We start from the raw sequence: 24,920 nt of genomic DNA on the forward strand, positions 1-24,920 counted from the left end.
ATGCCGGAGCTGGCCCTGCAGGAGCGGGCCAGCTCCAACACCGGGATTACAGAACGTCGAGCAGTTCGACGTCGAATACCAGTACGCTGTGCGGCGGAATGCTGCCAACGCCTTGAGCGCCGTAAGCCAGTTCGCTCGGCACGTACAGACGCCATTTGCTGCCGGCGTTCATCAGTTGCAGGGCTTCGGTCCAGCCAGCGATAACGCCGCCTACCGGGAATTCTGCAGGCTGGCCGCGCTCGTAGGAGCTGTCGAATACAGTGCCGTCGATCAGAGTGCCGTGGTAGTGAGTGCGCACTTGATCTTCACGGGTTGGCTTGGCGCCTTCACCTTGAGTCAGCACTTCGAATTGCAGGCCCGAAGCCAGAGTGGTGATGCCTTCGCGCTTGGCGTTTTCAGCCAGGAAAGCCAGACCTTCGCCAGCAGCAGCTTCAGCCTTGGCAGCCGCTTCAGCTTGCATGATCTCGCGGATCACCTTGAAGCTGGCGGACATTTCTTCCTGACCCACACGGCTTGGCTTGCCGGCGAACGCGTCGGTCAGACCTGCCAGGATCGCGTCAAGGCTCACACCCGGTGGTGGGTTGTCACGCAGCTGGTCGCCCAGCTGACGGCCAATGCCGTAGCTGACGCGGGTTTCGTCGGTGGACAGATTTACTTCGGACATGACACTGCTCCGCTGTGCGGACGGCCCTGGAACTTGCCGTGCGTGCACAGCGCATCCCGGAGCGCCCGGAATCAAAAGGGCGAGCAGACTAGCACAGATGCCGCCACGTTGATGAGCGGCGTCAGCCCTGTTACGCAGAACGGAAGGTGCTCGGTAATTTCGGACTTTCCTCGGCGCTGGTACCGCACATTTCATCATGGGCCGAGGTATATACAACGTTGAATGGCTTGGGACAGGCGTGAAGCACTTCACGCGCATGCTCGACCGAGCGCAGCTGCAATGTCTCGCCATGAGCATCGAGCACTGGATGCGCCGCACCATGCATCCGAGCCTCCAGCACGTAGAACACGCCTTCCATCGAGATCAGGTTCAACTCATCGATCTTTCCGGCGATGGCAAACGCATTCAACTCTTGCAGGTTCATGAGCGCACCTCACGCAGTGGAGAGCCAGGGTTCTTACAGGGATATGCCTCGACGCGCCAAAGTACAAGCCACAAACGACACCGCCCGTCTGTTTCGCAACAGACGGGCGGTGCGGTGGAGCAAGTAAGGGCGGGTCAGTGCTTGGTCAGCTTGTCCAGATAACCCATGGCAAACGCCGACACCACGAAGGTCATGTGGATGATCACGTACCACTGCAAATGCTCCGGATCGACGTTCTTGGCGTCCATGAAAATCCGCAGCAAGTGGATCGACGAAATTGCCACGATGGAAGCCGCGACCTTCATCTTCAACGAAGACGAATCCATGGTGCCCAACCAGTTGAGCTTCTCCTTGCTGTCGTCGATATCCAGTTCGGAAACGAAGTTCTCGTAACCGGAGATCATCACCATCACCAGCAAGCCGCCTACCAGCGCCATGTCGATCAGCGACAACAACACCAGAATCAGATCCGACTCGGCCATCGAGAACACGTTAGGGATGACGTGGATGACTTCCTGGAAGAATTTCAGTGCCAACGCCAGCAAGCCCAGCGACAAACCGAAATAGATCGGCGCCAGCAACCAGCGGGAGGCGTACATTGTATTTTCGATAAAGCGTTCCATTGAATCTCACACAAGGGGCTGGAAATGGCGGCGAGTATAACAGCCGCCTGTTACACCCAGAAACCGCCGGAAAATCCGCAACCTGCGTGTGTGTGACAAAGTTTTTCTGCTAGTGTCCAGATCAATGACAGGTCAGCGACATCGGACAGGAAAACTGGAAATGGATGTGCGATTGCCCTTAACGAGTGCCGGACTTTGCCTCGCATTGCTGCTCGGTGGTTGTTCACCCAGCGATGAGAAACGCCAGGTCAGCCTCGAAGAAAAGACCGCGCAGTTCGAAAAGTCTCTGGAGGCGATCAAGGATCCGAAACTCAAGGACGTCGTGACCGAACTCGGCGGTTCACTGCTGCTGCTCGAGCGTGCGCAACTCAAGCTCGACAGTAAACCGGTGGTCACCGAATACGGCGAAGATGCCCTCGCCGTATTCAAGCACTACCCCACGCCCCAGGCGCTGGTCGACACTTACATCAACGGGCTGTTCGTGCTGCACAAGGAGTCCAGCTCGGATTACCTGACCGATCTGCAACCGGTATTCCCCCTCCACTTCAACACCCCTGGCGCATTCCTTTTCCCTCATGACCTGGAATGGCAATCGGTGACCCTCAGCAACAAGCGCGTCATCGCGTTTCAGCCGGAATGGTCGGAAACCGATCCCGGCATTCAGCTGAGCCCGTCGAGCTCCAACCTGACCAACCCCGATGATTTGACGGTGACCTACCCCTTCATTGAAGGCCTGGATGTGGACAAGAAACACCTGCCACAACCGGTGAGCCTGCAAGGCAAGGTGGAGGTCATCGCCCCACGCCGAATCTACAGCTTCGACCTGACAAAAAAGGACGTCGGCCAGACGCGCACCAATGACAACCTCAGTGTCACGCTGCTGAAGCTTGAAAAAAACCATGCCGAAATCGAATTCAGTAACAGCGCACCACCGGCCCCCGAGGTTCGCGATACACCGCCCAACCCGCTGATCGTTCAGGCCAGGGACACCACCGGACAATTCCTCTCGCGCTCGGGCGCGATCCATGAAACCGCCGCGCAGATTGCGTTCTATCAAAAACAACTGGCGCAAATGCAACAGCAGAAAGCCTGGAGCGAAGCGTTCGAAAAACAGCTCGAGGACGACCAGCGTGCCTTTGAAAAACAACAAACCCGACACTACGCCAAGGTGTACTTCAACGGACCGATCGACACGCTCGAAGTCAGCCTGCTGGACTTCTCGGCGGTCACGGTGACCCGCAAGAACCTGGACCTGCCAGTACGCCGCTTCGACCCGCACACGACGGAAAAAGCCATCCAGCCACTGACATTGCCCGTGGTGGTATACGACGACCAGGCTGCGACCTGGCTCAAGGGTGCGACGCTGGACGAGAACCAACTGAAAGAAAGCATCAGTATCAGCCAGTCGGTCGATGACCCGAGCGCCGCACGCATTGAATTCAATCACCCCAGAAACTTCAATGACGAACTGCTCGGCACCTCGTTCAATCCCGGCGAAAGTCCCGTGACGTTCTTTACCCAAGACAGCAATGGCCGGCGCGACGGGCCGATTGAGCTGCCACCGGAGGCGTATCAGGTCGACCCGCTACGCGGCAGCATCACCTACGACCTGAATCTGTTTGCAGAAACTCCAGCCTACGCGGTGGGCTCCATGCCGCTGTTCCTGGCGACTGTCGACAAGCAAATCTACGACGCCCACCAACTGCCCAAGGGCCTGGCGCTCAAAGGGAATGAGTTGGTGGTTGATCTGAAGCTGTTCCCCGACCAGGACTGGCGCTTTTTCGCCAAGGACGACAGTGGCAACTATCTGAAGGAGATTCTTTCGGTCAGTCACGACGCGAACGCGCAAGGTCCGGGGTTATTCGCAGTGCATTACTTCTACGGCCAGCCCACACGTCTGGAAACTTATCAGCGAACCAACCTCACCACCGTGCAATACGGTTTCGAGGTCAAACTCGACAAGACCGAGCCAGGTAACCTGGATCAATAGCCTGGATCAGCCTTCAGGTCGAAACCCGGGACCGGCAAGGTTGCGGAAACGGCCACCGTTGATCTCTCGCAACTGGGCTTGCAGGTGCAGGCACCAGATTTGCGGGTCATCGGCCAGCTCGTAGCCATGCAGGGTCAGACTTTCGACGATGGTGTCGAGGATCGATTCAGCCACGACCGGCCCACGGAACGGGCCTTGAGCCTTGATGGCTGAAGGTTGCTCGCCGGCCATTCCGGCGGCAAAAAGCAAGGTCCACATGCCCGTATCTCCCGCCAGCGGGCGGATAGCACATTCGATACGGGTCACAAGGCCCAGGCATTGACGGGTGAGGCAGAGGTTGCGCGACATGGCGGCGACCCTCGGTAGATCCGGTATTCAGCCTCCACGGGAAGGCTGTCTCGATCCAGTGATAACTGTCGATATCCTTGAGCAGAGAATAGAAGAAAAGTTCAGCTCGCACGCGGCACGCGGCCAGAAGGCGCCGAGTGGTCGCCGTGCAAATATTGACGCCAGAGTTGTGGCGAGGCGACAAGCCCCCTCGCCACAAGGAGCTTGCCTCTTTTGCGAACAACTCAGGCCGGTTTGACTTCCAGCAATGCTTCCTGCGCCAACTCCTTTTCGGCCTCCCTGAGGTCTTCGTCACTGACCATTTCCGCGATCACCCGCAAGCGTTCCACCACCCGCGCGTTGACGCTGCCCTCGGGAAAGTCGCCATTCTCATCCGGCGTACCGGCCGCCTCGCCGACCAGCAGGCTCAGGGCTTCGTCGGCCTGGCGCACCGCGTAGACATGGAACTGCCCCGCGCGCACCGCCGCCAGCACCTTTTCGTCGAGCATCAGCGTGGCGACATTGGCCTGAGGAATGATCGCTCCCTGCTCGCCCGTCAGACCGCGAGCCTCGCAGAGCCGGAAGAAGCCTTCGATCTTCTCGTTGACCCCGCCTACCGCCTGCACTTCACCGAATTGGTTGATCGAACCGGTAATCGCAAAGCACTGCTTGAGTGGAGTTTTCGACAAGGCCGAGATCAGCGTGCAGGCCTCACCCAACGATGCGCTGTCGCCGTCGACGTAACCGTAGGACTGCTCCAGGGCGATGCTCGCGGAAATCGCCAACGGGAATTCCTGGGCATAGCGGCTGCCCAGATACCCGGTGAGGATCATCACGCCTTTGGAGTGAATCGGCTGGCCGAGGTTGACCTCGCGCTCGATGTCGACGATGCCGCTGCCGCCCGGATACACCGTGGCGGAAATCCGCGCCGGTATCCCGAAGGCCGAATCGCCGACTTCCAGTACCGTCAGCCCGTTGCACTTGCCGACCGCCGCGCCATCGGTGTCGATCAGAATGATCCCGGCCAGCATGTCATCGAGAATCCGCGCCGAAACGCGCCCGGTACGGGTGGCCTTGGCCTTGAGCGCACGCTCGATGTGCCCGGCGTCAGTCATCTCGTCACCCGCCAGGTGGCGAATGAAATCTGCCTCGCTGACCAGTTGGAACAGATCGCCGATCCGCGCCGACAAGCGTCCCTGGTGCTCGGCCAGACGTGCGCTGTAAGTCGCCAGACGCGCCACCGCATCCGCGGTCAGCGGCGCCATGCCTTCTTCCGAGGTACGGGTTTTGAGCAACTGGGCGAACTGCTCCAGGCTTTCGTCGACCATCGGAATGTCTTCATCGAAATCCACCAGGACGCGGAACATCTCCTGGAAGTCCGGATCGAGGTCTTGCAGCGTGTAGTAGAGCTGCCGGGCGCCGATGATCACGACTTTGACCTGCAACGGAATGTGTTGCGGCGTCAGCGTCACGGTGGCCAGACGGCCCAGCTCACCCAGTGGCGATTCCATTTTCAGCTTGCGCGATTGCAAGGCACGCTTGAGCGCATCCCACACGAATGGCTCGCTGAGCATTTTTTCCGCTTCGAGGATCAGGAAACCGCCGTTGGCCCGGTGCAGCGCACCCGGTCGCAACTGCCGATAGGTGGTGTAGAGCGCGCCCTGATCGGTGCTGTATTCGATGCGGCCGAACAGGTTGTCGTAGGTCGGGTGCGGCTCGAACACCACCGGCGCACCGCCGCTGTGTGGATGCCCGACCACCAGGCTCGGGGCGTATTGCTCTTCAAGCAATTTGCGGGCGATGGCGTCGGTCTTGCTGTCGTCCACCAGTTGTTCGACCACTGTTTTGAGCAGATACACCTGCATGGCTTGCAGGTAACCGCAAACCCCTGCGTTTTCCGCGTATTTTTCCGATAGCGGTGCCAGCAATGGCTGCAAGGCCAGGGTGATGGTTTCTTCGTTGAGCTGACGCAGTTGATTGCTCGACTCGCGCTTCCATTGCGGCAGGCTGGCGAGCTCTTCGTTCAACCGTTCTTCGAGCCCGGAAATGTCGTCGTGAAAGCGTTCGCGCTCGGCTTCCGGCAACTGGGCGAACTCCGCCTCATCCAGGGCCTTGCCTTCGCTCATCGGGGTGAACGCGATGTTGCTGCTGTCGCGGTAGAGCGCGACGTCTTTCTCCAGCGCCAGACGCTCGATCACATCCAGCGCGCGGTCATAACGCTGGTTGAAGGCGCGATCGATGGCGCTTTTCTTCTGCTGGTAGGACGGGTGCTCGAATACTGCCGGAAAGGTCGCCAGCAGGTTGTCGATCAAGCCGTTGATGTCACCGATAAAGGCGCCGGCGGTACCCGACGGCAACTCCAGGGCGCGAGGCTCGCGCGGCTCATCGAAATTATTGACGTAGACCCAGTCGGCCGGGGTCTGCAGGCGTTTGCCTTCGGCCTTGAGGTAGCGTTTGACGAACGAAAACCGGCCGGTGCCGGGCTCACCCATGACGAACACGTTGTAACCGGGGCGCGGCATGGCCACACCGAACTGCAAGGCTTCGACCGCGCGTTCCTGGCCAAGCACACCGCGGAAGGGCTCCAGATCATTGGTGGTAGAGAAGCTGAACTGTTCAGCGGAAAACGGACGGGTCAGCGCTTCAGGCGCTAGACGCAAGCTGGCAGCAACAGGATCAGGCATCGGGCTTCCTTACATCAGGCGGGGCAGATAACGGCATTCTGGCGCTGCCCGTACCCACTGGCAAGGCGCACCTCAAGCCAAAGCTTAGACAAGCCCCCATCCTCGGGCCGCGCGGGTCAAAATCAAGGTTTTCAGGGAATGTTTCGCAAAAAATCACGGAACCCCTGGAACCTGCCTAAACTCCAAACTGCGCGGCTGGAACGAATAACCGGCCCACTGGCACCATTAGGGGCCAGCACCCTGTCCATTGGTATGCACACAAAGAGAACATAGCTATGAAACGGATTCTTCTTGGTACTCTCTTCACCGTTGTATCCATCAACGCCATGGCTCAGGCGCCAGGCGGTCCGGACTGCGGTTGGGGCAACATGCTGTTCGAAGGTCAGCGTGGCACCCCGGCACACTTCCTGGCATCCACCACCAACGGCACCTCAGGTAACGCAACTTTCGGCATGACCTCCGGTACCAACGGTTGCTCGACCAATGCGGCGCTGACCTATGGCGGCAAATCCTGGCTCGCCATGAATGGCATGATGAACGAGCTGTCCGAAGACATGGCTAAAGGTCAGGGTGAAGCGCTGACCACTTACGCCGTAGTACTGGGTGTGGCGCCGGAAGACCGTGCGCACTTCGCCACCGTGACTCATCAACACTTCCAGCAAATTTTCAGCAAAGCTGACGTGACCGCTGAGGATGTGCATACCAACACCCTGGCCGTATTGAAGAACGATCCTCGTCTGGCCAAGTACGCCACTCAAGCTTAAGCTCGACCCGTCCCGCTCTCTTTGGGGAGCGGGTTTTATTTTTTGACCCGGGCCCTTTTTCGCCTGCCTCTTTGGGTCTTTGTTTCTTTCGACTTAAGTTGCTCACTATGCTCAAACGCCTTGCCTGGCTGGCGCTCTGTGTCTGCGCCCCGCTGTCCGCCGCGCCCCACATCGACAATCAACGTTTGCAGCAACTGGCCAACGACCCCTTCTGGATTTCCCTGGGTCATTACGAAACCGCCAAGCTCGGTGGCTGGCGCAGCTATGTCAGCGACAAAAAATTCTTTCTCGCTCCCGACGGCAACGAACACCCCGACCGCGAACTGGCGGCGACCGTACAGGCGCTGTATGCCCCGGCCAGTGCCGGCGAGCAGCATGCGCAATGTGTCTATCCGGCCCGTACTCGCTGGCTCAAGGCGCAACTTGACCTGACGGATCTGCCGTCGCTGGACTGTGCTGAATTCAAGCAATGGTTCAAGGACGTTTCACCCCACAGTGCGGTGATGATTTTCCCGGCCGCCTACCTGAACAGCCCGTCGTCGATGTTCGGCCATACCTTGCTGCGCATCGATCAGGTCGATGTGCAGCGCGACAAGACCTCGCTGCTCAGTTACGCGATCAACTTCGGCGCCTACATCGAAGGGTCGGACAACAGCATTTTGTACGCGTGGAAAGGCCTGATGGGTGGTTATCCCGGGCTGTTTGCACTGGTGCCCTATCAGGAAAAACTCTCGGAGTACCGTAGCCTCGAAAACCGCGACCTGTGGGAATACCGCCTGAACCTGACCCAGCAGGAAACCGAGCGCATGGTCGAGCATGTCTGGGAGCTCAAGCAGATCCAGTTCGACTACTTCTTCTTCGATGAAAACTGCTCCTATCGCCTGCTTGAGCTGCTGCAGGTGGCGCGGCCGGGCCTGAAGCTGACCGATCAGTTCCCGTTGACCGCCATTCCCACCGACACCGTCAAAGCGGTGAAACAGGCCGGACTCGTGGAGTCGATCGAATATCGCCCGTCCCGCGAGCGTGAACTGCTGAGCCGCGCGCAGCCGTTGACCGATGAAGAGCAACAGTGGGTGCTGAAAGTCAGCGCCGATCAGAAGCAATTGCAGGAACCGGCGTTCAAGGCGCAACCGCGCGAGCGACAGGCGTTGATCATCGATGCGGCCTATCGTCTGGAGCGTTATCGCGCCAACGGTCAGGAACGTGACCCGCAACGGGCTCAGCGCAGTTTCGAATTGCTGCGCGCGATCAATCAGAACCCGCCCCCTGAACTGGACATCGCGCGACCAGGCCTGCCCGAGGACGGCCACGAGTCCCGCACCTGGCAGGCCGGCATCGGCACCCGGGGTGACCAAGCCTTCGGCGAATATGGCCTGCGCATGGCCTACCACGACCTTAACGACAACGCCGAAAGCTTCCCCCTTGGCGCGCAGATCGAAATCCTGCAGATGAAGCTGCGCCAATACGAAGGCAATCACTGGCAATTGCAGCAACTGGACCTGGCGACCATCCGCTCCCTGACCCCGCGCAACGCGCTGTTGCAGCCGCTGTCGTGGCAAGTCACCGGCGGCCTGGAGCGTGTGCCGGGCAAGCATGATGACGAAACCCTGGTCAGTCATGTCAACGGTGGCGGTGGCGGGACCTGGCAACTGAGCGACGACATGCTCGGGTTCGCCTTGGGCACCGTGCGCGTGGAGCACAACAACGACTTCGCGGGCTTCATTGCCCCGGCAGCGGGCTTCAACAGCGGTCTGTTGTGGAAAAACCCGCTGGGAAATTTCAGCCTGGAAGCCAAGGGCGATTACTTCACCAACGGCGAAGTGCGCCGGAGCATGAGCCTGAATCAGCAGTGGGAGTTGTCGCGCAACCTCGGGCTGCGCCTGAGTGCCCAACGCGAATTCAGCCACCTGGCGTCACCTGAAAACGAAGTGATGCTTGAAGTGAAGTGGTATCACTATTGATCTTTTGACCTTTCTTTCACTCCCATCCGACAAATCCGCTTCTAGACTTCTCCTATAGGCCGTTGAACGGCCCTGGAGTCCGAGATGTGGCGTTGCGTGGGTGTGTTGGGGTTGTTGCTATTGGTTACAGGGTGCCAGTCGACTCACGAGGATCTGATCGCCAAAGGGTATCCGCCGGCGTTCGCCGATGGCTTCGATGACGGTTGCAGCAGTGGCCGGCAAGCCGCCGGGGCAATCACCGGTGAATTTCGCAAAAATGTCCCACGCTACCTCAAGGACAAGCAATACGCAGAAGGCTGGACCGATGGCTTCCGTCAATGCCAGGCCATGCGGGAAAGCGAGGATCGCAACGAATACAGGGAACGCCATTGGGATGAGCGCGAAAGGGCCTGGCAACGAGAGAAAGACCGGGACGCCGCGCGAGCCTATCGCTCGCAATAAGTCGTTTACAGACATTCGTCGAAACTTAAAGCACGCGACCATGGCCCAAACCCTATAACGGGAGAACAACATGAGTCGCGCCTTCGTCAATGAAGATAACGCTGCCGCGCAAGCCGACCTGCCAGTCGAACGACAGGTCAGCGCGCAGCCCAATTACGTCACACCCGCCGGGCTCGCGCAGCTTCAGGCGAAAGTCGCCGCGCTGCAAAGCCTGCTCGACGAGGAAAGCGCCAAAGGTGACCTGGCCGACAAGCAGCGCCAGGCCGACCTCGATCGCGACTGGCGCTACTTCAAGCAGCGCCTGCAAAGTGCGCAGGTGGTTGCACCAGCCTCCTCCACCGACAAAGTGCAGATTGGCAATTGGGTAACTTTCGCCGACGAACACGATCACGAGCAGCGCGTGCAATTGGTTGGAGAAGACCAGGCGGATGCCGCCCATGGGCTGATCAATTGGAGTTCGCCGCTGGGACGGGCGTTGCTGGGTGCGCATGTGGGCGATGAAGTGTCGTGGAAACGCCCGGCGGGGGATTTGGTGATTGAGGTGCTGGCCATAGAGATCGGGTAAGTTCGATGACGCCTTTGCGGGCAAGCCTCGGTCTTACTGAGCGCAAAAAAAAACGGAGCCCCGAAGGCTCCGTTTTTTTTCGACCAACCTGAAATCAGGCCAGTTTCTTGTGCCGTACCCGGTGCGGCTGGGAGGCCGCTTCGCCGAGGCGTTTCTTGCGATCGGCTTCGTACTCGGTGTAGTTGCCTTCGAAGAACACCGCTTGCGAGTCGTCTTCGTACGCCAGGATGTGAGTCGCGACGCGGTCAAGGAACCACCGATCGTGAGAGATCACAATGGCGGCGCCCGGGAAGTCCAGCAAGGCTTCTTCCAGGGAACGCAGGGTTTCAACGTCGAGGTCGTTGGACGGTTCGTCGAGCAGCAGGACGTTGCCGCCCTCTTTCAGGGTCAGGGCCAGGTGCAAGCGACCACGCTCACCGCCGGACAGGTCCTTGACGAACTTCTGCTGATCGCCACCCTTGAAGTTGAAACGACCGACGTAGGTACGCGACGGGATCTCGTAGTTGCCGATGCGAATCTGGTCGGAACCGTCGGAGATCTGCTGGAACACAGTCTTGCTGCCATCCAGGTCTTCACGGCTCTGGTCGACGCACGCCAGTTGCACGGTTTCGCCGACTTCGATGCTGCCCGAATCCGGCGTTTCCTTGCCCATCAGCATGCGGAACAGGGTCGATTTACCGGCACCGTTACCACCGATCACGCCAACGATGGCGCCTTTAGGCATGGAGAACGACAGGTTGTCGATCAGCACGCGATCGCCGTAGCCCTTGGTGACGTTCTTGAACTCGATGACCTTGTCGCCCAGGCGTGGACCGGCCGGGATGTAGATCTCGTTGGTTTCGCTGCGCTTCTGGAATTCCTGCGATTGCATTTCTTCGAAGCGTTGCAGACGAGCCTTGGACTTGGACTGGCGGGCCTTGGCGCCTTTGCGCACCCACTCCAGCTCTTCCTTCATGGCCTTTTCGTGAGCCGATTGCTGCTTGGATTCGGCCGCCAGACGATCGGACTTGGCTTCGAGCCAACCCGAATAGTTGCCCTCGTACGGGATACCGGCGCCGCGGTCGAGTTCGAGGATCCAGCCGGCAACGTTGTCCAGGAAGTAACGGTCGTGCGTGATCGCAACCACGGTGCCCGGGAAATCGTGCAGGAAGTGCTCCAGCCAGGCGACGGAGTCGGCGTCCAGGTGGTTGGTTGGTTCGTCGAGCAGCAGCATGTCCGGGGCGGACAGCAGCAGGCGGCACAGGGCCACACGACGCTTTTCACCACCGGAAAGATGTTCAACCCTGGCATCCCAGGCCGGCAGACGCAGCGCATCGGCAGCGACTTCCAGTTGGCGATCCAGGTTGTGGCCATCGCTGGCCTGCAGGATGGCTTCAAGTTTGGCTTGCTCTGCAGCCAGCTTGTCGAAGTCGGCATCCGGATCGGCGTAGGCCGCGTAGACCTCGTCCAGACGCGCCTGGGCGTCCTTGATCACGCTGACCGCTTCCTCGACCACTTCACGCACGGTCTTGGTCGGGTCCAGGATCGGTTCTTGCGGCAGGTAGCCGATGTTCAGGTCCGGCATCGGACGGGCTTCGCCGTCGAACTCGGTGTCGACGCCTGCCATGATTTTCAGCAGTGTGGACTTACCCGAACCGTTGAGACCGAGGACGCCGATTTTGGCGCCGGGGAAGAACGACAAAGAAATGTTTTTCAGGATTTCCCGCTTCGGCGGAACAACTTTGCCCAGCCGATGCATGGTGAAGACGTATTGAGCCATGGAGAACCTAGGGTCAGTGACTGATGAATGATTGGAGCGCAGGCGATGCCCGGCCAGGCCATGCGCGTCGTTCGTTTGATGGGTATCAAGGCGTGCGCGCTGAAAAACCTAGGAGCTGGAACGCTCCCGCGTAACCGGCAAAGCTACCTCATTGACAGGAGGCAGTCCAGCCGAGCGGGGCTGGCACTTCGCCACAAGTCAAGGCATGCTAGCCGCCCTTCGGGCGTCCGGCTTATAGTGCACGCCGCGCCAGTCCAGCCAAACCGCAGGATTACAGTTTGTCCAATGTCACTCCGCCACCGTCCGCGAGCGTGCTCAACCCTGGGCTCGGCTCGCCCCTGCGCGGAAGCTTGAAGGGCGCGCTGGCGACTCTCGTGCTGTTGCTGCTCGCATTGCTGTTCTGGCAGTTGCTGGATCAACTGCGCGAAACCCAGAAAAACCAGCGCCAGTACACCATCAACTACACCGCCGACCTGGCTTCGCAAGTCAGCCTCAACATGGCGCTCAACGCCCAGATCGCCCTTAATCTGCTACCGATCGTCGAACAACCGCAAAGCGCCGACGAACAGCAGGCATTGCTGCGCAAACTGCAACAGTCGCTGCCCGACCTGCGCAGCCTGGCGCTGCTCAGCCCCTCCGGGAAAGTCCTGAGTGACAGCGCCGTCGACAGCCAGGACGCCAACTACCTGAGCGAACTGGTCCAGCGCAGTCGCGCCCAGGCCCACTATTTCAGCAATGCCGATGACGGCTCGGTGGTGCACCTGCTCCTGCATCAGGCCAGCGGCAGCACGCGCGGCTACTGGGCCCTGCGCCTGACACCGACATTTTTCTCTTCATTGACCAAACAGGGCGACGCCGGCCTTCGCCCCCTGTGGCTGGTGGAAAACCGCATCAATCATCAGATCATCAGTCGCGATGACGCCCTGCCTTCTGCCAAACCCGCGGCGCTGACACCCGACGAACTGACCAACAGCGTATTGACCGTCCCCCTGAGCAGCAGCGACTGGCAACTGCGCGGGCTGTTCGACCGGCAACGGGTGATCGAACAACTGTTGCCGGCGTTCATCGGCAAATGCCTTCTGGGCCTGGCGTTCTCGCTGTTACCGTTCATCGCTTTGCTGAACATTCGTCGCCGCCAACGCCAACTGCATGAAGGCCGCCGACGCTATCAGGACATCTTCGAAGGCACCGGCGTTGCCCTGTGCGTGCTGGACCTGTCCGGACTCAAAAGTTTTTTCGACAAGGCGCAACTCACCAACAGCGAGCAGCTGAGAACCTGGCTCGAGATACCGGAGCAACGCCAGCAATTGTTGCAGGAACTGCGCATCACCGAAGTCAACCAGGTCGCCCTGCAACTGCTCAACGTCAATTCCTGCGATCAGGCCTGGAAACTACTGATCAACGGCTGCCCACTGGACTGCACGGCCATCGGCAATCAAGTGCTCGAAGCGGTGCTCCACCAGCAGAAACAGCTTGAGCTGGAAATCAAGCTTCAGGACGCCAATGGCCGCGACCAGCACTTGTGGCTCGTGCTGCGCCTGCCGGAAGATCAGCCCGACTATAGAGCGGTGATCCTGAGCATCAGCGACATCACCAGCCGCAAACTCATTGAGCTTTCGCTGCTGGAGCGCGAAGGATTCTGGTCCGATGTGGTGCGTACCGTGCCGGATCACCTGTATGTGCAAGACGTGATCAGCCAGCGGATGATCTTCAGCAACCATCACCTGGGGCAGACGCTGGGTTACAACCGCACCGAGCTGCACCAGATGGGCGAGTACTTCTGGGAAATCCTCTTGCACCCGGAGGACGCCGACTACTACCACCGCTCGCGCCAGTCCCAGCGTCAGGCGGGTTACACCCAATTGCTGCAGTGCCAGCTGCGTTTCCGCCATCGCGATGGCAAATGGCGGCGTTTCGATATTCGCGAACAGGCCCTGGCGCGGGACAAGCACGATCAGGTCACGCGCATCATCGGCGTGGCCAAGGACATCACCGAGCAGATCGAAGCCAGTGAATCCCTGCGCGACAGCGAGCAGCGCTACCGGATGCTCGCCGAAAGTATCAGCGACGTGATTTTCTCGACTGACAGCAAGATGGCGCTCAATTACGTCAGCCCCTCGGTACAAGCGGTGCTGGGCTTCGACGCCGACTGGATATTCCAGAACGGCTGGCAATCGACCATCGCCAACCCGCAACAACTGAGCGGCATCTACAGCCTGATGGACCGAGTCAGCAAAGCGCTGGATAAACCCGATCAACTGACACTGCTGCGCAGTCAGGTGCAGACCCAACTGTTTTTGTTCGACTGCCTGCGGGCCGACGGACGCAAGATCCCTATCGAGTTGCGTCTGGTCCTGGTCTGGGACGAACACGGCGCCTTCGAAGGTGTGCTCGGGGTCGGTCGCGACATCAGCCAGCAACGCCGGGCCGAGAAAGACCTGCGCATGGCGGCCACGGTATTCGAGCACTCGACCTCGGCGATTCTGATCACTGACCCGGCCGGCTACATCGTCCAGGCCAATGAGGCCTTCAGTCGCGTCAGCGGCTATGCGGTGTCCCAGGTGCTCGATCAGTTGCCGAACATGCTCACCGTCGACGAGCAGCAGGAAACTCATCTGCGCTACGTGCTCAAGCAATTGCACCAGCACAGCACCTGGGAAGGCGAAGTCTGGCTCAAGCGTCGCAACGGCGAGCACTACCCGGCCTGGGTCGGGATTACGGCGGTGCTCGACGACGAAGGCGATCTGGCCAGTTATGTGTGTTTCTTCAGCGACATCAGCGAGCGCAAGGCCAGTGAGCAACGGATTCACCGCCTCGCCTATTACGACGCCCTGACCCACCTGCCCAACCGCACGCTGTTCCAGGATCGCCTGCACACCGCGCTGCAATCGGCCGAACGGCAGAAGTCCTGGGTGGTGCTGATGTTCCTCGACCTGGACCGTTTCAAGCCGATCAACGACTCCCTGGGCCATGCCGCCGGCGACCGCATGCTCAAGGAAATGGCCACGCGCCTGCTCGGCTGCGTCGACGATGACGACACCGTGGCGCGCATGGGCGGCGATGAATTCACCCTGCTGCTGCAACCTCGGGTCAACCGCGAGATCGCCCTGAACCGGGCGATTCATGTAGCCGAACAGATCCTCGCCAGCCTGGTGAAACCGTTCGTACTCGAAGGCCGCGAGTTCTTCGTCACCGCCAGTATCGGCATCGCCCTGAGTCCTCAGGACGGTAGCGAACTCAGTCAGCTGATGAAGAACGCCGACACTGCGATGTACCACGCCAAGGAGCGCGGCAAGAACAACTTCCAGTTCTATCAGGCCGACATGAACGCCAGCGCCCTGGAACGTCTGGAACTGGAAAGCGACTTGCGCCACGCCCTGGAGCAAAACGAATTCGTGCTGTACTACCAGCCGCAATTCAGCGGCGACGGCAAACGCCTGACCGGTGCCGAAGCCCTGCTGCGCTGGCGCCACCCGCGCCGTGGCCTGGTGCCGCCGGGGGACTTCATTCCGGTGCTCGAAGAGCTCGGGCTGGTGGTGGATGTCGGCGACTGGGTGATCGGTGAGGCTTGCCGTCAGCTCAAGACCTGGCACCTGGCCAAGGTGCGGGTGCCGAAGGTCTCGGTGAATATTTCGGCCCGGCAGTTCTCCGACGGGCAGCTCGGCATGCGGATCGCCACCATTCTCAGGGAAACCGGCCTGCCCCCGGCGTGCCTGGAGCTGGAGCTGACCGAAAGTATCCTGATGCGCGAAGTCAGCGAGGCGATGCAGATCCTCGCCGGACTGAAAAACCTCGGCCTGAGCATTGCGGTCGACGACTTCGGCACCGGTTATTCATCGCTCAACTACCTCAAGCAATTCCCGATCGATGTGCTGAAAATCGACCGCACCTTCGTCGATGGCCTGCCATCCGGTGAACAGGATGCGCAAATTGCCCGGGCGATCATCGCCATGGCCCACAGCCTCAATCTGGCGGTGATCGCCGAGGGCGTAGAAACCCACGAACAGCTCGACTTCCTGCGCGAGCATGGTTGCGATGAGGTTCAGGGCTACCTGTTCGGCCGCCCGATGCCGGCCGGCCGGTTCGAAGCGCAGTTCAGCAATGATGCGTTGTTCATGTTCGACTGACTGATCGCTCCCACACTCTGCGTGGGAACGCAGCCCGTGACGCTCCGCGTCACATGCCAAAGCGGACGCAGAGCGTCCAATGAGGCATTCCCACGCAGAGCGTGGGAACGATCACCTGACACTAACCAGCCCAGACACCGTAAATCCTGCTCATGAACACCACTTGTCTGCGACATGATGTCCTTTCATATGCCATCTAAAAGCGGTTGGGTTAGAATGCCTCCCTTTTCTGCCCCGATCCTTGAGGACCGCCATGTTCAGCCGTGATTTGACTATTGCCAAGTTCGACGCCGACCTTTTTGCCGCCATGGAGCAAGAAGCTCAGCGTCAGGAAGAACACATTGAGCTGATCGCTTCGGAAAACTACACCAGCCCTGCGGTGATGGAAGCTCAAGGCTCGGTACTGACCAACAAGTACGCCGAAGGTTACCCGGGCAAGCGCTACTACGGTGGTTGCGAGTTCGTCGATATCGTCGAACAACTGGCCATCGACCGCGCCAAAGAGCTGTTCGGCGCCGATTACGCCAACGTTCAGCCGCACGCCGGTTCGCAAGCCAACAGCGCCGTTTACCTGGCCCTGCTGCAAGCAGGCGACACTATTCTGGGCATGAGCCTGGCTCACGGCGGTCACCTGACCCACGGTGCCAGCGTTTCGTCCTCCGGCAAGCTGTACAACGCCGTGCAGTACGGCATCGACAGCAACGGCCTGATCGACTACGACGAAGTCGAGCGTCTGGCGGTCGAGCACAAGCCGAAAATGATCGTGGCCGGTTTCTCGGCTTACTCGCAGATCCTGGACTTCCCACGCTTCCGCGCTATCGCTGACAAGGTTGGTGCTTACCTGTTCGTCGACATGGCCCACGTGGCCGGTCTGGTCGCCGCTGGCGTCTACCCGAACCCGGTGCCTTTCGCTGACGTGGTGACCACCACCACCCACAAGACCCTGCGCGGTCCACGTGGCGGCCTGATCCTGGCTCGCGCCAACGCCGACATCGAGAAGAAGCTGAACTCCGCAGTATTCCCGGGTGCCCAAGGCGGCCCGCTGGAGCACGTGATCGCTGCCAAGGCGATCTGCTTCAAGGAAGCGCTGCAGCCTGAGTTCAAGGCCTACCAGCAACAAGTGGTGAAAAACGCCCAGGCCATGGCCGGCGTGTTCATCGAGCGCGGTTTCGACGTGGTGTCGGGCGGTACTCAGAACCACCTGTTCCTGCTGTCGCTGATCAAGCAGGAAATCTCCGGTAAAGACGCCGACGCTGCACTGGGCAAAGCGTTCATCACCGTGAACAAGAACTCGGTACCGAACGATCCACGCTCCCCGTTCGTCACCTCCGGCCTGCGTTTCGGTACCCCGGCTGTGACCACTCGCGGCTTCAAGGAAGCAGAGTGCAAAGAGCTGGCCGGCTGGATCTGCGACATCCTGGCTGACCTGAACAACGAGGCGGTGATCGATGCCGTTCGTGAGAAGGTCAAGGCCATCTGCAAGAAACTGCCGGTGTACGGCGCTTAATTGCCCCGCTAAACCGCAGCAATGAAAAACCGGCCAGTGATGGCCGGTTTTTTTTCGTCCGCCATAAAGATCAATGGGGTCGGCACCACTGGTCAGACCGGTCATGCCAATTTTGCTGCGTCCCCTTGTAATCCTGAAAAAATCCAGCGTAGACTGCGCCTGCACTGGACATACCGGTAAGACCACAATAATTAAGTCCTGAATCTGATGCGCCCCGCGCACGGCAGCCAGGACACCGACCAGGATTCCTCCCATGCTCAGATGGTGCTCGCGTTCAATCTTCCTTCAAGTGGTTCTCGGACTGGTGCTCGGCATCGTCTGCGGTCTGACCCTTCCCGAATACTCCGCCCAACTCAAACCCCTTGGCGACGGCTTCATCAAACTGATCAAGATGCTTATTGGCCTGATCGTGTTTTGCGTGGTGGTCAGCGGCATCAGCGGTGCCGGCGACCTGAAGAAGGTCGGACGCATCGGCCTCAAATCGGTCATCTACTTCGAAATACTGACCACCATCGCCCTGGTGATCGGCCTGGTGTTCGCCTTCACAACCGGCATCGGCAGCGGCGCGAACATTCATCTGGAGCAGCTCTCCGCCGCCGACATGGGCGACATCGCCCAGCGCGGTCAGCACATGCACACCACCACGCAGTTCCTGATGGACCTGATTCCGACCTCGGTGATCGGCGCCTTCGCCGACAACAACATCCTGCAAGTCCTGCTGTTTTCGGTGCTGTTCGGCAGCGCGCTGAATCTGGTGGGTGAAGCGGCGTCGGGTATTTCCCGGCTGATCAACGAGCTGAGCCATGTGATCTTCCGCATCATGGGCATGATCGTGCGCCTGGCGCCGATCGGCGTCTTCGGCGCCATCGCCTTCACCACCAGCAAATATGGCCTGGACTCGCTGCAACACCTGGGCAGCCTGGTCGGCCTGTTTTACCTGACCTGCGCGGCGTTCGTGGCGCTGATTCTCGGCCTGGTGATGCGCCTCTCGGGCCTGCGGATGTGGCCACTGCTCAAGTACCTGCGCGAAGAACTGCTGATCGTCATGGGCACCGCCTCTTCCGACGCCGTGCTGCCACAAATCATGCGCAAGCTTGAGCATCTGGGCATCGGCAGTTCCACGGTCGGGCTGGTGATTCCGACCGGGTATTCGTTCAACCTTGATGGTTTTTCGATCTACCTGACCCTGGCCATTGTGTTCATCGCCAATGCCACCGGCACGCCGCTGGCCATGACTGACCTGCTGACGATTCTGCTGGTGTCGCTGATCACCTCCAAAGGCGCCCACGGGATTCCCGGCTCGGCGCTGGTGATTCTCGCCGCCACCCTGACGGCGATCCCGGCAATTCCGGTGGTGGGCCTGGTGCTGGTGCTGGCGGTGGACTGGTTCATGGGCATCGGCCGGGCACTGACCAATCTGATTGGTAACTGCGTCGCCACGGTGGCCATCGCTCGCTGGGAAAAGGACATCGATATCCAACGGGCAAACAAAGTGCTGTCCGGCCAGGTGGGTTACACCTTCCAGCCGAGAAAACCGGTGGTCCCGGCACATCAGCAGGAATTTTAAACAACGTGTGCCTGCCCACGGGCAGGCACATTTATCGCGATTTGGAGCGAACAGTGATTACCTCGTCAACCGTCGTAAATTCAGTGGTAGAAAAACTTCGGGCCGCGCTGGCCCGCGGTCAGTGGCGTTCCGGCGACATGCTGCCGGGCCAGCGTGAACTGGCCGAACAACTGGGCATCAGCCGCCCAAGCCTGCGCGAAGCGGTGATCGTGCTGGAAACCCTCGGGCTGGTGCGCTCGATGCCGGGCAAAGGCGTGGTGGTGCTGGAGGCCAATCTCAGCGACAGCCAAAGCCATGACAGCGCGGTCGCGGGGGCCAGCCTGGAAGACGTGTTGCAACTGCGCTACACCCTCGAACCGTTCATCGTCGGCCTGGTGGCACAGTCCATCAGCAGCAAGGAAGTCGGGCAACTGCGCCTGACCCTGATGGACATGCGCGAAGCCCTGGAAGCCAATGACAGCGAGGCCGGTGTGAACGCCTACATCGCGTTCCACGAAGAGTTGTTCACCCTGACCTCAAACCCGATTTTCCAGAGCGTGGTGCAGCAGACCAGCAATGCCCTCAAGCAAAGCGCCGACGTGCTGCGCAATTCTCCGGAGCACTTGGCTGAGCGCCTTGAAGAAAGCGAAGCCATGGTACGAGCGATCCGCAGCAAAAACAGCGCCCAGGCCAGTGCCGAAATGCGTCGGCACATCCTTCGGGAAGGCCAACGGATGGGCATCGAATTGAATATCCCGGACGACCATATGCACAACTGAACCTCTTTCACTTTCATTTCGGCAACCGGACTGGAGACAGGCCATGGCCAGCTGCGCCTTGAATTCACAGCACCTCACTTTCCCCGTGTCCCTACGCCGTCGCCGAGCAGAGGAGAAAACCCATCTGGTGGACAACATCTACCCGCGGGTTTTCGACGCGATTCTTGAACGGCGTATCGACACTGACAGTCGTTTTACCGAAGCGAGCCTGGGCCAGATGTTCGGCGTGAATCGCAACATCATTCGCCACGTACTTGCGAGATTGTCTCAGCAGCAGGTGATCTTGCTGCTGCCCAATCATCGACCTCAAGTGGCGGCGCCAGATGCTGAGCGGACCCGCCAGACGCTCCATGCTCGACGCCTGACCGAATCCACCTTGATCCGGCTGGCTTGCCAACAACCACAATCAACACAGTTGCGACATTTACGTGACCTGGTTGCCAGAGAACGCGAATCCGCCGAGCGTGGGTTGCGCGGGCCGACGCTTCGCCTGTCCGGTGAATTTCACCTGCTATTGGCTGAATTCGTCGGCAACGTTCCACTGGCCTGGTTTCTCGGAAGCCTGGTACCACCGATTTCCCTGGCAATCGCGCAGTGTGAAGTTCCGTGGAATGATCACGATGCATGGCAATCACACGGGGCGATAGTCGATGCGGTTGAGCGCCGCGATGTGTCGGCTGCGGTCAGGCTGATGAACACGCACCTCGATAAATTGGAGAAACAACTATTCCAGACATGAAAAGATCGGGGCTGACACGTAGTTATTCATGTTTCGCCCCAGTCATGACGCGAAACAATCATACTATTTGTTGCGAGTTCGATATAAACAAACTCATATTTTCTTCACCCAGTTATTCAGACCACTTGAATATCACCCTGAAATCATTACAGCACGACACCCAACACACCCTGAAAATTACAACCTGACAACCAACAACTGAAATATGAGGTTATAAGCTACGTATTGGTGTCCCGCCCGGAGCATGTTAACTTTTTTCGCACACCATACCGGTGTTTAATAAAAAGAGGAACATGATGAGCGAGATACTTATGGCCATGTCCGGCGACTTCGATAGCGAGTTCGAAGCCTATCAACAAGTCAGCCGAAACGGCATTGAATCGGCAGCACTGACAATCGTCGAGTGTGGCACCGAAAACTGCACCGCCATTCTGTGCTAAAACTGTGGCAGAGCCTGTCTCAAGCCAGAAATATGCCTCTGCGCAAATCTTCTTTTAGATAAAAGCAGCTCAGCCCTATAAAAAACTCTGAATACAATGTAGCCAAAGGTAATTACCGGTATCCGGCTGACCGTTGCTCACTGCATTTAGTACCTGACCAACAATGAGAATAACACTATGAACGAGCAGATTCTAAATATGTCCGGCGATTTTGATCGCGACTTTGAAGCGTACCAGTCTTGCGACAAAGACAACATTGAAGCAATGGGCACCACCATTCTTGACTGTGGCACCCTACAATGCACAGGCCTGGGTTGTTCGATTCCTTGATCATTGGCCGTTATACCGACGACCGACCTGGATAAATTACCAGCCAGTCAGTCTGTCAAGTGATCAACAATAAAAAGATCGAGCAGGCAACGCCTGCTCGATCCATACAGGGAGTTTCGGCATGTTGGCTAATTTCTTGACGTTGCGTCAGCGAGGTAAACGCAGATTTTCTTCTGGAAATGAACTTATCAACTTCAGAAATAACATGATCCGCCTGCATGAAATTGACGACCAGGCCGTCCTGCATTATTTTGGAATGGACCGGAAGGAATTGGCTTCGTTTGTGGAAGAACCCACCAATACGCACCTGCTGCCCAGCAGCAGTGAAGCATCACTAAATTCTTTGCGAAAAAAAGTAACTGCACTAGACGCCATAAATACCGGCGAGAAGCCAGCCCCGAAAAACAGTGAAAACTTCTATTGGTTCGCCTACCGCTTTTACCTTTATTTTATCGATGTTTTCAAAACAGACGAACGCTACTTGAGTGCGTCGACACACATCTGTGAGCAAACATTACTTTCAAGTGTTGAAAATTTTATATTAGACAGAATCAGCCGCACCTCCGAACAGAGCCTTGTTCACTATTTGAACACTCAGATTGCCCAAGGCAACAACGTTGAATTGCCTGAACTCAGCCAGCAACTGAGAACTCTTTCACTCAGCACATTTTTTGAAGCCTACCCAGTGTTGGCGAGCTTATTGTTTGGGCTGCTGGAGGATGCAATTGACTATTTGTATACCGTCATTCTCGACTTCGCTGCCGACGTTGAATCTCTGCGAAACGAGTTTTCAATCCCCTGCGATAAAATAAGCGCTATCGAATTTGGTCTGGGAGACCCGCATGGCCGCGGTGAAACGGTTTGTCGGGTTGAGGTCGGTGCAATGCCCCTGGTATACAAACCAAGGGCGAGCCAGGAGGCACTGTTTTTCAATCGTCTCCTTGGTGAACTGCACGAGCAGACAGGCGCTGAGTGTTTCTCTATTTATTCGCCCAGAATTGTCAGTCGTGGAAAACATAGCTGGATAGAGGTAATCGAGAACCTACCCTGTGCAAACCTGGCGGAGGTTGAACTGTTCTACCGAAAAATGGGAGCACAAATCGCCGTTATCCATGCTTTGAACGGTATCGACTTTCATCACGAAAACATTATTGCGCATGGAAGCAATCCGGTCATGATTGACCTGGAATGTTTGTTTACGGCTTCTATCAGCGACCTGCTTTATGACTTGCCGGCTGACTCTGCTCTGTTCAAGGCATTTACGTCGACTCGGCATTCAGTTTTTTCCAGCGGCTTTGTACCTTTCGCGCAAGGTTCAGGTAACGACTTGAGCGGGTTGACACGACAAGAGCGATTCCTCTCCACTGGCAAATCGCTCGTTCATGAAAACGGCTTTTACCATTTGCGCAAAATCAATACAGAACATTGCCTTCAGCAAAAACACCTGCCTCTGCTGGCCGATGAACGAAAAGGGCTGGAGCATTATAAAGAAGCTTTCTTAGAGAGCTTTGAACTTTCCTATGATGCGTTAATGACCCATCGGCAAACCGTTGTTCGAATGCTTGAACTATCTGCAGAACAGCTCTCAACCCGTGTATTGGTGAAAAACACCCAACGTTATGCCGACTTTATCGGACTGAGCCGGCATCCACGCTTTATGCAAAACATGCTCGATAGAGAGCTCTTACTCGCCACCCTGTGGAAAGATGTGAAAGATGCCTACATTACAATAGGCATTCCCCGGCACGAAATAATGGACCTGCAAAGGTTAAGCATTCCGTGTTTTACCATGCCCCTCACCTCCCGTTATCTAGTGAGTGCACACGGTGAAAAAATCGAAACACCTCAAGTAAGACCGCCGTACGAAAGCTGCTTGAAAAAAATGGACAGCTTGTCTCTAGCGGATAAAGCCTTGCAACGCACTATTCTCGAAACATGTCTGTTTCCAAAGCCAAATGACCTTCAGCCTCTTAATCTCACGCATACTCATACGAAAACTGAACGTTCGACACCGACTGATCGTCTTGAAAACATCATCAAAATCGCTTCCCGCGTCGAGGAGCTCGCGGTGACGAAAGCGGGCGCGGACATTAGATGGCTATCCTTCCATACACACCCCACGACACATAAAAAATATCTTTCCCCAATGGGTAATGGCCTGTATTCCGGGATCGCCGGGGTTGGACTGTTTTACCTGAGTCTATTCAAAGTAAGCCGGACACCTCATTATTTGACCTGCGCTGATCGAGTGCTGCACTCACTGGCCGAATCATTCGGTTATTTCAAGAGCGACTCGAGTGTCAGTGCATTTCATGGGTTGGGCTCTTATATCTACCTCCTCTTGAGCCGCCAGCAGATCACCGGCGATCAAAAATATAACGACACACTGGAAGACTTACTGACCAGAATAATAGAAGTCCCCCCCAAGGATTATGACTTTGATTTTCTGTCGGGCTGCTGTGGCGCGGTGACGCTAATGGCAAATGTCTATGTATTGAATCCGCGAGAAGATCTGCTATCAGCCATCAGGCGTATGGTCGATTACATAAAAAGTGAGCTCATCATTGAAGAGGGCCGTTTTTTCCGACGCAACGATCAGTCTGTCATTTTGACAGGCCTGTCCCACGGGCTCTCGGGAGTGCTCCATGCTTTGTGCAAAGCCTATGATGTGACTTACGACAGGTCTCTGGTGCCCTTGGCCGTTGAGGTGTTCGAGAGCGAAAACCGCTTGACTCGTGACGGGTTCTGGCTGGACTTGAGAGACAAGGAGAATCCGGGGCATTTGACCAAGTGGTGCCACGGGGATGGTGGAATTCTGATTGCCAGGCGACAACTCTTGAAGTCGATGGGAGAGGTCCTGGACGCATCAACCAGACAGAAAGTGGATGAGGATATTTCCAGGTGCGAGAGTAATCTCTGGCGTCATGGCCTTGGGAGCGGTTATAGCTTGTGTCACGGTGACTTTGGCAATCTGATCTGCTTGTACGATTGGTACCGGGATTCAGGCAATCACGAGGGCGTCACCAGAGTTGAAAAAGCATTTGAACAAGTCGCCCATAACTTTTTCGAGAGCAACTTTCTCAGCAGCGATCAGGTTCCCGACATCAGTCTACTGACGGGGATATCAGGTGTCGGGTATGCCTTGCTATATTCCGTTGACCCGACGATTCCCAACATACTGTCGCTAGACTTCAGCGTGCCGACATAGGCACACCTGACAACGGCAGCCCAAAAAACCGGCGATCACTCA

19 protein-coding genes are annotated in these 24,920 nt (G+C 57.8%); 13 read left to right on the top strand and 6 right to left on the bottom strand.

The annotated features are described in order from the left end of the window. Window positions 1-46: 46 nt before the first annotated feature. The 3 genes from PSH69_RS25745 to PSH69_RS25755 all read right to left on the bottom strand — a co-directional run bounded on the left by PSH69_RS25745 (window position 47) and on the right by PSH69_RS25755 (window position 1,711). A complete protein-coding gene (locus PSH69_RS25745; RefSeq protein ID WP_007938433.1) occupies window positions 47-664 on the bottom strand; it encodes an FKBP-type peptidyl-prolyl cis-trans isomerase in 618 nt (205 codons plus the stop codon). Between the two features lie 130 nt (window positions 665-794). Continuing rightward, window positions 795-1,088: a DUF6482 family protein gene (locus PSH69_RS25750; RefSeq protein WP_305410193.1), complete on the bottom strand. Its 294-nt coding sequence runs from the start codon at window positions 1,086-1,088 to the stop codon at window positions 795-797. 134 nt (window positions 1,089-1,222) lie between these two features. After that, window positions 1,223-1,711, bottom strand: coding sequence for a TIGR00645 family protein (locus tag PSH69_RS25755; protein ID WP_007938436.1), 489 nt, complete (start codon window positions 1,709-1,711; stop codon window positions 1,223-1,225). Between the two features lie 160 nt (window positions 1,712-1,871). Between PSH69_RS25755 and PSH69_RS25760 the strand changes: the two genes are divergently transcribed. Continuing rightward, window positions 1,872-3,701 carry a hypothetical protein gene (locus PSH69_RS25760; RefSeq protein ID WP_305410194.1) on the top strand — a complete coding sequence of 610 codons (1,830 nt, stop codon included), beginning with the start codon at window positions 1,872-1,874 and terminating at the stop codon, window positions 3,699-3,701. A 6-nt stretch (window positions 3,702-3,707) separates the two neighbouring features. Here the strand turns inward: PSH69_RS25760 and PSH69_RS25765 are convergent, their stop codons facing one another. Together PSH69_RS25765 and PSH69_RS25770 are read right to left on the bottom strand one after the other, a co-directional pair. Then, window positions 3,708-4,049 (bottom strand): hypothetical protein, encoded by a 342-nt coding sequence (locus PSH69_RS25765; protein ID WP_305410195.1) that lies wholly within the window; start codon window positions 4,047-4,049, stop codon window positions 3,708-3,710. A 224-nt stretch (window positions 4,050-4,273) separates the two neighbouring features. After that, window positions 4,274-6,712: a Lon protease family protein gene (locus PSH69_RS25770; RefSeq protein WP_305410196.1), complete on the bottom strand. Its 2,439-nt coding sequence runs from the start codon at window positions 6,710-6,712 to the stop codon at window positions 4,274-4,276. A 275-nt stretch (window positions 6,713-6,987) separates the two neighbouring features. Here PSH69_RS25770 and PSH69_RS25775 point away from each other — a divergent pair, with 275 nt between their 5' ends. From PSH69_RS25775 to PSH69_RS25790, 4 genes are all read left to right on the top strand, one after another. Beyond that, window positions 6,988-7,476 (top strand): DUF3015 domain-containing protein, encoded by a 489-nt coding sequence (locus PSH69_RS25775; RefSeq protein ID WP_019650956.1) that lies wholly within the window; start codon window positions 6,988-6,990, stop codon window positions 7,474-7,476. 107 nt (window positions 7,477-7,583) lie between these two features. Continuing rightward, entirely contained in the window at window positions 7,584-9,437 is a 1,854-nt protein-coding gene (locus PSH69_RS25780) for a DUF4105 domain-containing protein (RefSeq protein WP_305410197.1), read from the top strand. An 84-nt stretch (window positions 9,438-9,521) separates the two neighbouring features. Further along, window positions 9,522-9,878: a hypothetical protein gene (locus PSH69_RS25785; RefSeq protein WP_305410198.1), complete on the top strand. Its 357-nt coding sequence runs from the start codon at window positions 9,522-9,524 to the stop codon at window positions 9,876-9,878. Between the two features lie 70 nt (window positions 9,879-9,948). After that, on the top strand, window positions 9,949-10,443 hold the full coding sequence (locus tag PSH69_RS25790; RefSeq protein ID WP_019581276.1) for a GreA/GreB family elongation factor: 495 nt from the start codon (window positions 9,949-9,951) through the stop codon (window positions 10,441-10,443). A gap of 94 nt (window positions 10,444-10,537) precedes the next feature. Here PSH69_RS25790 and ettA read toward each other — a convergent pair whose 3' ends face one another. Further along, window positions 10,538-12,202 (bottom strand): energy-dependent translational throttle protein EttA, encoded by a 1,665-nt coding sequence (gene ettA, locus PSH69_RS25795; protein WP_018925869.1) that lies wholly within the window; start codon window positions 12,200-12,202, stop codon window positions 10,538-10,540. Between the two features lie 278 nt (window positions 12,203-12,480). Here ettA and PSH69_RS25800 point away from each other — a divergent pair, with 278 nt between their 5' ends. From PSH69_RS25800 to lanM, 8 genes are all read left to right on the top strand, one after another. Further along, window positions 12,481-16,329, top strand: a complete 3,849-nt coding sequence (locus PSH69_RS25800; protein ID WP_305410199.1) for a bifunctional diguanylate cyclase/phosphodiesterase — start codon at window positions 12,481-12,483, stop codon at window positions 16,327-16,329. 253 nt (window positions 16,330-16,582) lie between these two features. Then, complete coding sequence (gene glyA / locus PSH69_RS25805; protein WP_305410200.1) at window positions 16,583-17,836, top strand: serine hydroxymethyltransferase; 1,254 nt, start codon at window positions 16,583-16,585, stop codon at window positions 17,834-17,836. Window positions 17,837-18,089: 253 nt separating this feature from the next. Beyond that, the gene (locus PSH69_RS25810) at window positions 18,090-19,403 is read left to right on the top strand and encodes a C4-dicarboxylate transporter DctA (protein WP_018925865.1); all 1,314 of its coding nucleotides are present in this window, start codon (window positions 18,090-18,092) and stop codon (window positions 19,401-19,403) included. Window positions 19,404-19,456: 53 nt separating this feature from the next. Then, window positions 19,457-20,161: a FadR/GntR family transcriptional regulator gene (locus tag PSH69_RS25815; RefSeq protein WP_305412873.1), complete on the top strand. Its 705-nt coding sequence runs from the start codon at window positions 19,457-19,459 to the stop codon at window positions 20,159-20,161. A 43-nt stretch (window positions 20,162-20,204) separates the two neighbouring features. Next, complete coding sequence (locus PSH69_RS25820; RefSeq protein WP_305410201.1) at window positions 20,205-20,900, top strand: GntR family transcriptional regulator; 696 nt, start codon at window positions 20,205-20,207, stop codon at window positions 20,898-20,900. Between the two features lie 296 nt (window positions 20,901-21,196). Next, window positions 21,197-21,340: a hypothetical protein gene (locus PSH69_RS25825; protein WP_169342470.1), complete on the top strand. Its 144-nt coding sequence runs from the start codon at window positions 21,197-21,199 to the stop codon at window positions 21,338-21,340. A gap of 177 nt (window positions 21,341-21,517) precedes the next feature. Continuing rightward, complete coding sequence (locus PSH69_RS25830; protein WP_019581282.1) at window positions 21,518-21,670, top strand: hypothetical protein; 153 nt, start codon at window positions 21,518-21,520, stop codon at window positions 21,668-21,670. Window positions 21,671-21,791: 121 nt separating this feature from the next. Then, window positions 21,792-24,878 (top strand): type 2 lanthipeptide synthetase LanM, encoded by a 3,087-nt coding sequence (gene lanM / locus PSH69_RS25835; RefSeq protein ID WP_305410202.1) that lies wholly within the window; start codon window positions 21,792-21,794, stop codon window positions 24,876-24,878. The last annotated feature ends 42 nt before the right edge of the window (window positions 24,879-24,920 follow it).

It is taken from the genome of Pseudomonas sp. FP1740, from assembly GCF_030687165.1.
Classification (GTDB): Bacteria; Pseudomonadota; Gammaproteobacteria; order Pseudomonadales; family Pseudomonadaceae; genus Aquipseudomonas.

Excerpts from the sequence above, each read along its gene's own strand:
- PSH69_RS25780 (WP_305410197.1), top strand. The coding sequence starts at position 7,584 with ATGCTCAAACGCCTTGCCTGGCTGGCGCTCTGTGTCTGCGCCCCGCTG.
- PSH69_RS25825 (WP_169342470.1), top strand. The coding sequence starts at position 21,197 with ATGAGCGAGATACTTATGGCCATGTCCGGCGACTTCGATAGCGAGTTC.
- glyA (WP_305410200.1), top strand. The coding sequence starts at position 16,583 with ATGTTCAGCCGTGATTTGACTATTGCCAAGTTCGACGCCGACCTTTTT.
- PSH69_RS25790 (WP_019581276.1), top strand. The coding sequence starts at position 9,949 with ATGAGTCGCGCCTTCGTCAATGAAGATAACGCTGCCGCGCAAGCCGAC.
- PSH69_RS25750 (WP_305410193.1), bottom strand. The coding sequence starts at position 1,088 with ATGAACCTGCAAGAGTTGAATGCGTTTGCCATCGCCGGAAAGATCGAT.
- PSH69_RS25830 (WP_019581282.1), top strand. The coding sequence starts at position 21,518 with ATGAACGAGCAGATTCTAAATATGTCCGGCGATTTTGATCGCGACTTT.
- PSH69_RS25755 (WP_007938436.1), bottom strand. The coding sequence starts at position 1,711 with ATGGAACGCTTTATCGAAAATACAATGTACGCCTCCCGCTGGTTGCTG.
- PSH69_RS25760 (WP_305410194.1), top strand. The coding sequence starts at position 1,872 with ATGGATGTGCGATTGCCCTTAACGAGTGCCGGACTTTGCCTCGCATTG.
- PSH69_RS25820 (WP_305410201.1), top strand. The coding sequence starts at position 20,205 with ATGGCCAGCTGCGCCTTGAATTCACAGCACCTCACTTTCCCCGTGTCC.
- ettA (WP_018925869.1), bottom strand. The coding sequence starts at position 12,202 with ATGGCTCAATACGTCTTCACCATGCATCGGCTGGGCAAAGTTGTTCCG.
- PSH69_RS25745 (WP_007938433.1), bottom strand. The coding sequence starts at position 664 with ATGTCCGAAGTAAATCTGTCCACCGACGAAACCCGCGTCAGCTACGGC.
- PSH69_RS25765 (WP_305410195.1), bottom strand. The coding sequence starts at position 4,049 with ATGTCGCGCAACCTCTGCCTCACCCGTCAATGCCTGGGCCTTGTGACC.
- lanM (WP_305410202.1), top strand. The coding sequence starts at position 21,792 with ATGTTGGCTAATTTCTTGACGTTGCGTCAGCGAGGTAAACGCAGATTT.
- PSH69_RS25770 (WP_305410196.1), bottom strand. The coding sequence starts at position 6,712 with ATGCCTGATCCTGTTGCTGCCAGCTTGCGTCTAGCGCCTGAAGCGCTG.
- PSH69_RS25775 (WP_019650956.1), top strand. The coding sequence starts at position 6,988 with ATGAAACGGATTCTTCTTGGTACTCTCTTCACCGTTGTATCCATCAAC.
- PSH69_RS25785 (WP_305410198.1), top strand. The coding sequence starts at position 9,522 with ATGTGGCGTTGCGTGGGTGTGTTGGGGTTGTTGCTATTGGTTACAGGG.
- PSH69_RS25810 (WP_018925865.1), top strand. The coding sequence starts at position 18,090 with ATGCTCAGATGGTGCTCGCGTTCAATCTTCCTTCAAGTGGTTCTCGGA.